This is a genomic window from Stenotrophomonas sp. ZAC14D1_NAIMI4_1 (assembly GCF_003086775.1).
Taxonomy (GTDB): Bacteria; Pseudomonadota; Gammaproteobacteria; order Xanthomonadales; family Xanthomonadaceae; genus Stenotrophomonas.
Genome location: NZ_CP026001.1, coordinates 1 through 12,037, shown reverse-complemented (window position 1 = coordinate 12,037; position 12,037 = coordinate 1). Strand labels below are relative to the sequence as shown.

Here is a 12,037-nt window from a genome sequence, read left to right as displayed (position 1 = left end):
CAATCAGCGGACGCGCGAACCGGTGGCGAAGAAGTCGTGCAGGTCGTGCGCGAAGGTATCGAACTTGCTGATGGTCGCGCTGTTGACCTTGCTGAAGAAGTTGAAGGCGAACACGGCCGGGATTGCGACGAACAGACCGATGGCGGTCATGATCAGCGCTTCACCCACCGGGCCTGCAACGGCGTCGATCGAAGCGGAGCCGGTGGCACCGATCTTGATCAGCGCGCCGTAGATGCCCCACACGGTACCCAGCAGACCGACGAACGGAGCGGTTGCACCGACGGTGGCCAGCAGGGTCATGCCCGACTGCAGCTTGTTGCTTTCGCGGGTCACGGCCTGACGCAGGGCGCGGTCGACGAACTCCGAACGGCTCAGGTTCTCACCCAGACCGCCGGTGGCGCCGCCTTCAGCGCGCTGGTGGTGGGCAGCAGCCTGGGCAGCGTCCAGGGCGATCTTGGAGAACGGCTCGGAAGCCGGCTGTTCTTCCATTGCACGGATGGCGTCCTGCGCGTTCGGGGTGTCCCAGAACAGGCTGACGACGCGATCGGCAGCGCTCTTCAGGCGGACCGAACGGAAGATGTTGATGACGGTCCAGTACCAGGACATGGCCGACATGACGATCAGGGTCAGCAGCACCACCCAGGAGACAGCGAAGTCACCCGGCTGGGTGGTCATCTCGTGGATCAGGTGCTCGAAGCCCATCTGCGACAGGGCGTTGGACGGATTGCCCCCGGCAGCAGCGGCGATGAAAAGTTCCTGCAGCATGACGCTTACCTTTGTTGTGTGTGGTGATAAAGGGTGTAGCTAAGCTAAACAATCGAACCGGAGGAGGGGTGGCCGGCGGCCACCCGCTCGCATCAGTTCAGTGCAAAGTTGACCGGGACGCGGACGCGGCCAGCAGCCTTCTTACCGCCAGATTCAGCGGCGTTGAAACGCCACTTGCGGGCAGCTTCCATCGCAGCACGGTCCAGGTCGCGGTTACGGCTGGACTTTTCCACCGTGACATTGGTGACGTTGCCCTGGGCATCGACATCAATGATCAGGATCACTTCACCCTGGATACCAGCGCGGAAAGCGGCCGGCGGGTAGCGCGGCGGATTCATGGCCTTCGACGAGATGTCCACGCTGGCCTCGATCGAGGTGGCGGGGGCAGGCGGCGCAGGCGGCGACGGCGGGGTGACGATGTCGTTCGGGCGCGGCTCCGGCACGTCGACGACCGGCGCCTGCGGCGGCGGCGGGACGGGCGACGGCTTCGGCGGCGACAGGTTCTTCACCGGCGGCGGCGGCGTTTCAGTCGGCGGCGGCGGCGGCGGCGGCGGCGGCGGAGGCGGCGGCGCGTCGACGATGGTCACCATGACGTTGCGCTCCTTCTCAGCCACGGCCTTGGGGGCCACAGCGGGGATCAGGAGCATCATGAAGGCGGCCAGATGCAGGGCGATTACAAACGCGATGCCGACGATGCGAGGCCAGCTCAGCCCCTTGTCATCGGGTTGTTCGTACCGGTGAACGACTAGTTGTTCCGTCATGCGCCAAGAGCTCAATAGTGGGGCCGGAATCCCGGGGGCGGGATCCCTGATCAGCGGTGCATGACACCGCAGGAACCTCCAAGCTTATACCAATCCTGAGCGCCTGCGCATCAACTGTGCAGGCGTTCAGGCGTTATTCCTACTTACTTCAGGTTGATGATTTTTTTGGCATCAGCCTGGTTCTTCACGCCCTTCGCCAGCGCTTGCTGGGCGGCCTGCTTGGCCTCCGGGACGCGACCTTCGGCATGCAGGACGCGTGCCAGGTTCAGGTAGGTCTCACCGTCCTTGGACAGCGGGGCAGCCTTCTGCCACGCATCGATCGCCTGCGGCACCTGGTCGGAATAGTAGTAGGACTGGGCCAGCGCCAGGTAAACCTGGTAGTCCGGCTTCAGGATGCCCTTCTGCATTCCTTCGTTGATGACCGCGATGACGTCCTTTTCCTTGTTCTCGGTGTTGGCATAGATCGAGTACAGCTGCTTGTACTCGCGCTCTTCGGTGAGCTGGCCGCTGCTGCGCAGCTTGTCCATCACCGCGGCTGCCTTGGGCATCTGGTCGGCCTGCATGTACATGTTGGCCAGGTTCAGCTGCGCCTTCTTGTCGTTCGGGTTCTTGGCCGCCAGTGCTTCAGCGGTCTTCAGCGCCTCGCCGGTCTGGCCCGCTTCGGACAGCGCGGCCATCAGCAGCTGGTTCCAGTTGTCCTTCGGCTCGGGCGAGGCGGCGATCGCCTGCTGCAGCACCGGGATCGCTTCCTGGTAGCGCTCCAGCTGATACAGGGCCTGGCCCTTGGCGATCAGTTCTTCCGGCTTGGTCGACTTGCTCTCGGCGAAGTACTTGTCCAGCGTGACCAGGCCTTCGGCGGTCTGGTCTTCCTGCAGCTGCAGCTGGCCCAGCATCAGCATCGCCTGGAAGTGGCCGTTGTTGTCCAGGCCGTTGAGCTCCAGCGCCTGCTTCAGGTAGCGGATGGCGCCGGCGGTGTCGTCGGTCTGGTAGGCAGCCTGCGAAGCCAGCTGCGCAGCCAGCGACTTGTCGTAGTTGTTCGACGCGCTGTTGCCCAGGATCTCGCCTGCAACCTGCAGGGTCTCCGGGAACTTCTGGTCGTTGTAGTTGTCAATGAGCTTCTGCAGCTTGCTGCTCATCTTCGAGGACGCCTTTTCCTTCGGCTCCTCACGGGTGGCGTTCGGGAACAGGACTTCGGCCTTGGCCTGCTTGCCACCGCGGTTGCCACGCTCGGACGACCGCGAGGACTGCGCGAAGGCATCGGTGACCACGGCGCCGGTCAGGGCGGTCGCGATGAGGACGGAAAGCACAGCTTTATGGTTGCGGAAAATCATCGTTCACCTCGATCGAACCGCCGTCAGCGGCAAAGTCGGACTGTCAGAAAAATCTGAGCCGCCAAACGTATCAGAAACAGATGGCGTGAGAAATCGTTTTATGTGCTGCAGTACAGCATTGATCTGCGCACTTACCCACACTTTGGCCTGCGTCCGGCGGCCTGGGCCTGCTGGTAGGCGGGCAGAAGGGAGGGGGCGTCACGTTGCAGTTCGCGGATCCGGTTGGCCGGGTCGGGGTGCGTGGACAGCCATTGCGGGCTGCGTCCGCCACTGGCCGCCATCATGTTCTGCCACAGATCGACCGCCTGCTCGGGGTTGAACCCGGCGTCGGCCATGAGCCGCTGACCGATCACATCGGCCTCTGATTCCTGGGTGCGCGAACCGGGCAGCAGGAAGGCGGTCTGCGCGCCCATGCCCCCCAGCTGGTTCACGGTGCTGGCCGCGCCTTCGCCGTAGGCCGCGCCAGCCAGCGCGCCCAGCACGGACAAACCGGTCTGCGCGCCCATCTGCCGGGTGATGCGCTCTTCGTGGTGGCGGGCGATGACGTGGCCGATCTCGTGGCCGATGACGGCCGCCAGCTGGTCCTGGTTCTTGGCCACGGTGAAGATGCCGGTGTTCACCCCAACCTTGCCACCGGGCAGGGCGAAGGCGTTGGGTTCCTTGTCGACGAACACCGCCGTCTCCCACCGTACGCCACGGTATTGTGGGGGCAGCTGCGCAACCAGCGCATTGACCACGCACTGGACGTAACCGTTCTGGCGGCCGTCGGTGCTGATCTTTTCCTTCTGCTTGGTTTCAGCGAACGCCTGGGCGCCCAGCTGGTCGAGCTGGGCCTGCGACACACCGCCGACCATCTGCCGTCGGCCGGTCGGTGAGGTGGTGGTCGCGCACGCACTCACCAGGGTGGTAATGAGCAGGGCGAGCAGCAGTGATTTCATGGAATCCCCCGTGTTCATGCAGGCAGTGTGGACTGGGCCCGCTTAATTTTTCGTCAAGCGGCCACGGCCTTACATTGACCCGAAGAACACCAGCGCGGCCAGCGCCACGGCGTTGTTCAGCCCGTGCGCGATGATCGCCGCCCACAGCGTGCCGGTGCGCCGGTACAACCAGCAGAATGCGGCGCCCATGCCACCGTAGACCAGCCACAGCTGGGCGATCTCGGCCGGGCCGTTGGCGCTGGTGCCGGGAATCTCGTGGATGAGGGCGAAGGCCAAGCTGCTCAGCAGCATGCCCAGCCAGGGCCGGCCGGCCTGCCACAGGCGCCCGAACAGCACGCGGCGGAACAGCAGTTCCTCGTAGGCGGGCGCAAGCACCACCGCGAACAGCACCAGGAACAACGGGAAACGCTCGATGGCGTGCTGCATCAGCGCCAGGTTGGTCGGCACCGGTTCCACGCCGAGCTGCTTGGCCAGGAAGGCGATGCCGTTGCTGCCGATCACGATCAGCGTGGCCACCAGCAGGGTCCAGCCCCAGGTGGAAGGGCGCCGCAGCGCCTGCATCGACGCCTGCCGTTCGGCCGCGTTGGCCGGCCGGCGCCAGAAGTACAGCAGCAGCGCGGCACCGCCGGTGGAGACCAGGGCCATCAGCACCTGTGCGAGCGCGCCGGGCGTGCCCAGGGCTTCGGTCACGCTGGCCGGATCGATTCCAGCGCCATTGTTCTTCGCGCTGGCGTAGCCGACCTGGATGCCGCGATACAGGCCCCACGCCAGGCCGCTGACCAGGCTGAGGATGAACAGCGTGGCGGCGCCGATGCCCAGGTCGATGAAGAACCCTGCCACGGGCGAACCGCGACGCGGCGCAGCAGTCGCTGGCGGAACAGGCGGCGGAGCGGAAACCGGGACGGAAGCGGACATCGATTACCTGCAGTCAGGGGGCGAAAGCCGGCGCGCATCCCCGCGCCGGCCACGGTCGAAGCGTGTCAGATATCCAGGTTGGCGACCTTCAACGCGTTGTCTTCGATGAAGTCACGACGCGGTTCGACGACATCGCCCATCAGGGTGCTGAAGATCTGGTCGGCTGCGACAGCGTCCTCGATCCGCACCTGCAGCAGGCGACGGGTATCGGGATTGACCGTGGTATCCCACAGCTGTTCCGGGTTCATTTCACCCAGGCCCTTGAAGCGCTGGATCTGGCGGCCGCGCTTTGCTTCGTCCAGCAGCCAGCTCTGCGCCTTGGCGAAGCTGTCCACTTCGACCGACTTGGCGCCGCGGCCGATGGTGGCGCCTTCGCGCACCAGGCCGTGCAGCAGGCTGGCGGCCTGGTAGATGGCGCGCAGTTCGCCGCCTTCGAAGGCAGCCAGCGGCAGCACCTGCACGTGCTCCTCGCCCATGTGGCGGCGGGTCACCAGCACGGCGGCCGGACGCTCGTCGTTCGGTTCCTGCAGTTCCAGGCTGAAGCGCGCACTGCCCAGGCTGCCCTGGTTGAGGCGCTTGGCCAGTGCATCCAGGCCCTGGCCTTCGCCGGCATTGTGCAGGCTGGCCAGATCCATCGGCACGAAATCGACCAGCGCTTCGAGCAGGTTGCGGTCGTAGCGGTGCGCGTTGCGTTCGATCGCATCGCGTGCGCCGGCAAAGGTCAGCAGCAGCTTTTCCAGTGCGGCACCTTCGATGCCGGGTTCGCCTGCGGCCGGCACCAGCACCGCGTTCTCGACGGCGTTGCTGGCCAGGTAACTATCCAGCGCCGGGTCGTCCTTCAGGTACAGCTCCTGCTTGCCCTGCTTGATCTTGTACAGCGGCGGCAGGCCGATGTAGACGTAGCCGCGCTCGATCAGCTCCGGCATCTGACGGTAGAAGAACGTCAGCAGCAGGGTGCGGATGTGGGCGCCGTCGACGTCGGCGTCGGTCATGATGATGATCTTGTGGTAACGCAGCTTGTCCGGGTTGTACTCGTCTCGGCCGATGCCGGTACCCAGCGCAGTGATCAGCGTACCGACCTGGTCCGAGGCCAGCATGCGGTCGAAGCGGGCACGTTCCACGTTGAGGATCTTGCCGCGCAGCGGCAGCACCGCCTGGTTCTTGCGGTTACGGCCCTGCTTGGCCGAACCACCTGCCGAGTCACCCTCGACGATGAACAGTTCGGACAGCGCCGGATCCTTTTCCTGGCAGTCGGCCAGCTTGCCCGGCAGGCCGGCGATATCCAGCGCGCCCTTGCGGCGGGTCAGGTCGCGGGCCTTGCGGGCCGCTTCACGTGCACGCGCCGCGTCGACGATCTTGCCGGCGATGGCCTTGGCTTCGTTCGGGTTTTCCTGCAGGAACTCTTCCAGGCGTGCACCGAAGGCGTTTTCCACCGCCGGGCGCACGTCGGAGCTGACCAGCTTTTCCTTGGTCTGGCTGGAGAAGCTCGGGTCCGGCACCTTCACCGACAGCACCGCGATCATGCCTTCGCGCATGTCATCGCCGGTCAGGTTGATCTTGGCCTGCTTGGCGATGCCGTTCTGCTCGATGTAGTTGTTGAGCACGCGGGTCAGGGCGCCGCGGAAACCGGCCAGGTGGGTACCGCCATCCTTCTGCGGGATGTTGTTGGTGAAGCAGTACATCGTCTCCTGGTAGGAGTCGGTCCACTGCAGCGCCACGTCCACCACGATGTTGTTGTGTTCGCCGGTGACCGAGATGACGTTCGGGTGCAGCGGGGTCTTCAGCTGTGCCAGGTGCTCCACGAAGCTGCGGATGCCGCCTTCGTAGTGGAAGTCGTCGCGACGGCCGTCGCCACGCTCATCGGCCAGCACGATCTTGACGCCGGAGTTGAGGAACGACAGTTCGCGCAGGCGGCGGGCCAGGATGTCGTAGTGGAATTCCACGTTGTCATGGAAGGCCACGGTCGACGGCCAGAAGCGCACGGTGGTACCGCGCTTGGTGGTGTCTTCCAGCTTGGCCAGCGCAGTCACGGCCGCGCCGTTGCTGAATTCCTGCTGGTAGTGGGAGCCGTTCTGGAACACGTCCACCAGCAGCTTCTGCGACAGCGCGTTGACCACGCTGACGCCCACGCCGTGCAGGCCGCCGGACACCTTGTAGCTGTTGTCGTCGAACTTGCCGCCTGCGTGCAGCACGGTCATCACGACTTCGGCCGCCGAAACCTCGCGGCCCAGCTTGGCGCTCATCTGTTCGTGCTTGCCGGTCGGGATACCGCGGCCGTTGTCGGACACCGAGACCGAACCGTCAGCGTGGATCGTCACCGCGACATGGTCGGCGTGGCCGGCGAGGGCTTCGTCGATCGAGTTGTCGACGACCTCGAACACCATGTGGTGCAGACCGGTGCCGTCATGGACGTCACCGATGTACATGCCAGGACGCTTGCGGACAGCCTCGAGCCCTTCCAGGGCGGTGATGCTGTTGGCGTCGTAGTTGCCGTTGTTTGCCGGGGTGTTCTGTTCGTCGGTCATTGCGCTTGCCGTAGGCTCCGCAGATCGGTCACCGCACGAAGCGATGCGCCGGGTAAGAAGGGGTGCAACCTGAATTATACCAGCCGGGCCTTGCCAGCCCTGATGTAGCCACTATGGCACAGCCACGATCCGTGCATGTTCCACGTGGAACCGGGTGATGTCTGCGATATCCACCAGCGCCGCCGGGGTCTCCGTGGCGGTAACGAAGATCTGCGCCGGACCGGCCAGCAACCGTTCCAGCACACGAGCCTGGTGGGTGCGGTCCAGTTCCGATGCCAGATCGTCCAGCGCGATGACCGGCCATTGCCCGCGCTGCTCGGCGTAGTCCTCGGCCTGGGCCAGAAGGCAGGCGAGGGCGGTGAGCTTGGCCTGGCCGCGCGAAAGCGCATCCCGGCCGGGGATGCTGTGGAAATCCACGCTCCAGTCCGCCCGATGCGGGCCCACCGAGGTGTAGCCCGCCTGGCGGTCGCGCTCACGGGCCAGCAGCAGGGCATCGGCCAGCGGAAGTTCGTGCCGGCGCCAGCCCGGACTGAGGTCCAGGCCCTGGATGCCCAGTTGCGGTGCCAGCGCGGACGCCAGGGCGATCGCCCGCTCCTGCAGGCGCTCCAGGTAATGCTGGCGACGGCTTGTCAGCGGTTCACCCGCCTCCGCCAGCTCGTGGTCCCACGTATCCAGCATGCGCGACGGTCCGCCCTGTTTCAGGAGGGCATTGCGCTGCTTGAGTGCGCGGGAGTACCGGCGCCACAGCGAGAGGAAGTCTGGTTCCACGTGGAACAGGCCCCAATCGAGGAAGCGACGGCGCGGTTCGCCACCACCGCTGACCAGCGCATGGCTGCCAGGCTCGAAGGTCACCACGGCCAGGGCCGCGCAGAGGTTGCCGAGCTGGGCAACGTCCTCACCGTCCAACCGCCCCTTCCAGTCCTGCCCACTATGGCGAAGACCTGCCTTTCGGCGGTGCGGCGGATGATCGGCGCGCTGTTCGTCCCATTCCACGAAGATTTCCAGCGCGTCCTGGCCCTGGCGGACCAGGCCATCGCGAACGCGCCCGCGGAAGCTGCGCCCATACGCCATCAGGTGCAGGGCCTCGAGCACGCTGGTCTTTCCCGCACCGTTATCGCCCGTCAGCAGGTTCAAGCCCGGCTGGGGTGACAGTTCCACGGCACTGAAGCGGCGCAGTTGGTTCAAGGCGAGGCGGCGGATCAGCATGGGACGCGGGGGACCATCCGCACGAGGCGGTAGCAGGGCAGGGAATCCATCAGCTTACTGCATCGGTCAAGACCGCCGCTGAGGGCAAGGCTGGGCGGGCGGGGCCGTCCGCGGCCGACATCACCGGGCCGTTCCACGTGGAGAATCCCGGCGCAGGCCCGTGCGAGGGCGGCGCCAGAGGCCGTGAATTTCTTGAAATCTGCAGCATCGGGCACGGTCCTGGCCCCCAGAAATCAGCGAATTTTCAGCGGTTCGCGACTTGCTGCTGTGCTGTCATGCCTGGGCATCGATGGCGCCCGCCGTGAATTGCTTGAAATCTACAGGGCAGGGCACTGCAGCGTTCCACAGATTTCAAGGAATTCAGACCGTGCGTTCCACGCTATCCACAGCGGGTCTGTATGACTTATACACAAGGTATGGGCAATCTGTGGATAAAAAAGCCACTTTCAGCCGCTTGGAAAACTATCCACAGCTTCCCCCCCAGCCCCAAGGGCCCATATACAGGGGGTTTCAGGTGCATAAATCTTATTTAAATCAAACAGATAACCATGTTTTCCACGAAATCTGGCCCTACCATCACCACCATGCTTTAGATTTATACCCAGATTTAAAAGCTAGGGCAGCGCCCATCGGGCAGAAATCCGGGCTGTGGACAGTAGCGTCAGCAGAAGGCGGATCGGCTTGCGGAAACCATCCCTGGTATCAGTTGAACCCGGGCGAGGGCAGGTATCGCAACTCGCACTGATCGACCTCGCCCCAAAGAGAACCGGTAGATCGAAGCGCGAAGTGCCGCAGAAAACCGGATCCGCATCAATGCTCCACGTGGAACCAAAAAAAAACGCCCGGAGCAACCGGGCGTTTTCCTGTTTCACGTGGAACAGCGCATTGTCAGAGACGCAGCGGCATCACCACGTGGCGCGACTTCTCGCTGCTGGATTCACGCACCAGCGCCGACGAGTTGGAATCACGCAGCTGGATGATGACTTCCTCGTCGCGCAGGGCGGACAGGGCATCCAGCAGGTAGTTCACGTTGAAGCCGATGGCCAGATCGCTGACGGTGGTGTCGGCTTCGATCTCTTCCTGGGCCTCTTCCTGCTCCGGGTTGTGCGCGCTGATCTTCAGGTTGCCCGGCGAGACTTCCACGCGGATACCGCGGTACTTCTCGTTCGACAAGATCGCGGCACGCTGCAGCGAAGCACGCAGAGCTTCACGGTCAACCTTCACTTCGCGATCGGCACCGATCGGGATCACGGCTTCGTAATCCGGGAAGCGGCCATCGATCAGCTTCGAGGTGAAGGTGACATCGTCGCGCTTGACGCGGACATGGCTGCGGCCGACTTCCAGCTCGATCTCGCGATCGCCGCTTTCCAGCAGGCGCTGCAGTTCGGTCACGCCCTTGCGCGGCACGATGATCTGGCGCTTGGAACCGCTGGGCTTGGCCAGGTCGGTTTCACACAGGGCCAGGCGGTGGCCGTCGGTGGCCACGGTACGCAGGGCATCACCGCGCAGGTCGAACAGCAGACCGTTGAGGTAGTAGCGCACGTCCTGCTGGGCCATCGCGAACGCGGTTCGTTCGATCAGTTCCTTCAGGGTCGCTTCGCCGATCGCCACGCGTTCGGTGGCTTCCACTTCGTCAACCGACGGGAAGTCGTTGGACGGCAGGGTTGCCAGGGTGAAACGGCTGCGGCCGGCCTGCACGGTGATCTTGTCACCGGTCTGCGAGACGGTGATCCGGCTGCCGTCAGGCAGGGCGCGGATGATCTCGAACAGCTTGCGGGCGGGAATGGTGGTTTCGCCGTCCTGGGCATCTTCAACCGCGATCCGCGACACCATCTCCACTTCCAGGTCGGTACCGGTCAGCGACAGCTGGCCGTTCTGCACCTGGACCAGGAAATTGGCCAGAACCGGAAGGGTCTGGCGGCGTTCGACCACGTTGACGACCTGTGCCAACGGCTTGAGAAAGGCTTCGCGCTGCAGTGTGAAACGCATGTGGTTCCGTGCCCCTATGCTTTAAAAAATGTGGAATAAATCAAAAGCTTGGTGGTGCTGGTAGAGACAGAATCGCTGGAAAACAACGCTAAGTCTTTGTAATAAAAGGAGTTTCTAGCCTCGAAACCCTCTGCATTACCGCCCCCCAGGGGGTGGGGAAAGCTGTGGATAAATTCGATGCGATTTCAGACGCCATTCTTATCCACAACTCATCCCGCGCTTGCTACCGGATTCTGCACCGTTTTGTGCGATGACGCCTCATCAGCGTCCGTGCATCATTCGCTCAGCTTCCGGATCAGCTTGTCCCAGTCCTCGCGGAGCTTGCCGTCGGTCTCCATCAGGGTGCGGATCTGGCGGCAGGCGTGCAGCACCGTGGTGTGATCGCGACCGGCAAACGCGTCGCCGATCTCCGGCAGGCTGTGCTCGGTCAGTTCCTTGGTCAGGGCCATGGCGACCTGGCGCGGGCGGGCCAGCGAACGGGTCCGGCGCTTGGACAGCAGATCCTTGATCTGCAGGCCATAGTAGTCGGCAACGGTTTTCTGGATGTTGGGAATGCTGATCGCCTGCTGCTGGGCGCGCAGCAGGTCGCGCAGGGTTTCCTGGGCGAATTCGGTGGTGATCGCGCGGCCGGTGAAATTGGCGCGGGCGGTCAGGGTATTGAGCGCGCCTTCGAGGTCGCGCACGTTGGAGCGCATCTTCTTGGCGATCAGGAACGCAACATCATCGGGAATCTCGGCACCGCGTTCGCGGGCCTTGGCCAGCACGATCGCGGCGCGGGTCTCGAAGTCCGGCGGTTCGATCGCGACCGACAGGCCCCAGGCAAGCCGCGACTTCAGGCGCGCTTCCAGGCCTTCGACTTCGCGCGGGTACCGGTCGCAGGTCAGGATGATCTGCTGCTTGCCGTCGAACAGCGCGTTGAAGGTGTGGAAGAACTCTTCCTGGGTGCGGTCCTTGCCGGCGAAGAACTGGATGTCATCGATCAGCAGCGCGTCCACCTGCTGGAACTGGCGCTTGAACTGATCCATGGTCTTTTCCTGCAGGGCCCGGATCATCGCGCTGAAGAACTGTTCCGAACGCAGGTACAGCACCTTCGCACCGGGGTTGGCCTGGCGCATGGCATTGCCGGCGGCGAACATCAGGTGGGTCTTGCCCAGGCCGGTGCCCCCGTACAGCAGCAGCGGGTTGTGCGCGCGGTCGCCCGGCTTCTGCGCCGCCTGGAAGGCAGCGGCCAGGCCGAGCTGGTTGCTGCGGCCTTCGACGAAGTTGGCGAAGGTGTAGTGGTTGTCCAGGTTGCCGGCGAACGGCACCTGCGGTTCGGCCACCACCGCCGTCGACGCGCTCGAAACCGGCGCGTTCTGCGCCTCCGAGGGCCGCGGGCGCGAGCCGATTTCAAGGAAAACGTCGCTGAAACCCGCGAAGTGCGTCAGCAGCTCGCGGATCCGGGCCAGGTACAGCTCGCGCACCTGGTCGACGATGAAGGCGTTCGGGGCATACAGCACCAGGCTGTCCGCGCGCAGATCGGCCTGCAGCGGCTTCAACCAGGTGTGAACATCTTCCGGCGGGAACTCCGCTTCGAGGCGTTCGAGACTTCGGGACCAGGCATCCAT

At 64.3% G+C, this 12,037-nt stretch carries 9 protein-coding genes; all 9 read right to left on the bottom strand.

Going from position 1 to position 12,037, the window contains the following annotated elements; all coding sequences use genetic code 11:
- Nucleotides 1-3: 3 nt before the first annotated feature.
- The 9 genes from exbB to dnaA all read right to left on the bottom strand — a co-directional run bounded on the left by exbB (nucleotide 4) and on the right by dnaA (nucleotide 12,037).
- A complete protein-coding gene (gene exbB, locus C1927_RS00045; RefSeq protein ID WP_079224460.1) occupies nucleotides 4-765 on the bottom strand; it encodes a TonB-system energizer ExbB in 762 nt (253 codons plus the stop codon).
- Nucleotides 766-857: 92 nt separating this feature from the next.
- The gene (locus tag C1927_RS00040) at nucleotides 858-1,415 is read right to left on the bottom strand and encodes an energy transducer TonB (RefSeq protein ID WP_174208710.1); all 558 of its coding nucleotides are present in this window, start codon (nucleotides 1,413-1,415) and stop codon (nucleotides 858-860) included.
- Nucleotides 1,416-1,669: 254 nt separating this feature from the next.
- A complete protein-coding gene (locus C1927_RS00035; protein WP_079224456.1) occupies nucleotides 1,670-2,857 on the bottom strand; it encodes a tetratricopeptide repeat protein in 1,188 nt (395 codons plus the stop codon).
- A 131-nt stretch (nucleotides 2,858-2,988) separates the two neighbouring features.
- The gene (locus C1927_RS00030) at nucleotides 2,989-3,795 is read right to left on the bottom strand and encodes a M48 family metallopeptidase (protein WP_079224454.1); all 807 of its coding nucleotides are present in this window, start codon (nucleotides 3,793-3,795) and stop codon (nucleotides 2,989-2,991) included.
- A gap of 69 nt (nucleotides 3,796-3,864) precedes the next feature.
- Complete coding sequence (locus tag C1927_RS00025; protein WP_079224453.1) at nucleotides 3,865-4,710, bottom strand: CPBP family intramembrane glutamic endopeptidase; 846 nt, start codon at nucleotides 4,708-4,710, stop codon at nucleotides 3,865-3,867.
- A gap of 65 nt (nucleotides 4,711-4,775) precedes the next feature.
- Nucleotides 4,776-7,235 (bottom strand): DNA topoisomerase (ATP-hydrolyzing) subunit B, encoded by a 2,460-nt coding sequence (gene gyrB / locus C1927_RS00020; protein WP_108745588.1) that lies wholly within the window; start codon nucleotides 7,233-7,235, stop codon nucleotides 4,776-4,778.
- A gap of 111 nt (nucleotides 7,236-7,346) precedes the next feature.
- Nucleotides 7,347-8,441: a DNA replication/repair protein RecF gene (gene recF, locus C1927_RS00015; protein ID WP_079224449.1), complete on the bottom strand. Its 1,095-nt coding sequence runs from the start codon at nucleotides 8,439-8,441 to the stop codon at nucleotides 7,347-7,349.
- An 888-nt stretch (nucleotides 8,442-9,329) separates the two neighbouring features.
- Complete coding sequence (gene dnaN, locus C1927_RS00010) at nucleotides 9,330-10,430, bottom strand: DNA polymerase III subunit beta (RefSeq protein WP_005411731.1); 1,101 nt, start codon at nucleotides 10,428-10,430, stop codon at nucleotides 9,330-9,332.
- A 275-nt stretch (nucleotides 10,431-10,705) separates the two neighbouring features.
- Nucleotides 10,706-12,037, bottom strand: coding sequence for a chromosomal replication initiator protein DnaA (gene dnaA / locus C1927_RS00005; RefSeq protein WP_079224448.1), 1,332 nt, complete (start codon nucleotides 12,035-12,037; stop codon nucleotides 10,706-10,708).

Coding starts and splice junctions, on each gene's coding strand:
- C1927_RS00025 (WP_079224453.1), bottom strand. CDS start 4,710: ATGTCCGCTTCCGTCCCGGTTTCCGCTCCGCCGCCTGTTCCGCCAGCG.
- C1927_RS00035 (WP_079224456.1), bottom strand. CDS start 2,857: ATGATTTTCCGCAACCATAAAGCTGTGCTTTCCGTCCTCATCGCGACC.
- recF (WP_079224449.1), bottom strand. CDS start 8,441: ATGCTGATCCGCCGCCTCGCCTTGAACCAACTGCGCCGCTTCAGTGCC.
- C1927_RS00040 (WP_174208710.1), bottom strand. CDS start 1,415: ATGATGCTCCTGATCCCCGCTGTGGCCCCCAAGGCCGTGGCTGAGAAG.
- dnaA (WP_079224448.1), bottom strand. CDS start 12,037: ATGGATGCCTGGTCCCGAAGTCTCGAACGCCTCGAAGCGGAGTTCCCG.
- gyrB (WP_108745588.1), bottom strand. CDS start 7,235: ATGACCGACGAACAGAACACCCCGGCAAACAACGGCAACTACGACGCC.
- dnaN (WP_005411731.1), bottom strand. CDS start 10,430: ATGCGTTTCACACTGCAGCGCGAAGCCTTTCTCAAGCCGTTGGCACAG.
- C1927_RS00030 (WP_079224454.1), bottom strand. CDS start 3,795: ATGAAATCACTGCTGCTCGCCCTGCTCATTACCACCCTGGTGAGTGCG.
- exbB (WP_079224460.1), bottom strand. CDS start 765: ATGCTGCAGGAACTTTTCATCGCCGCTGCTGCCGGGGGCAATCCGTCC.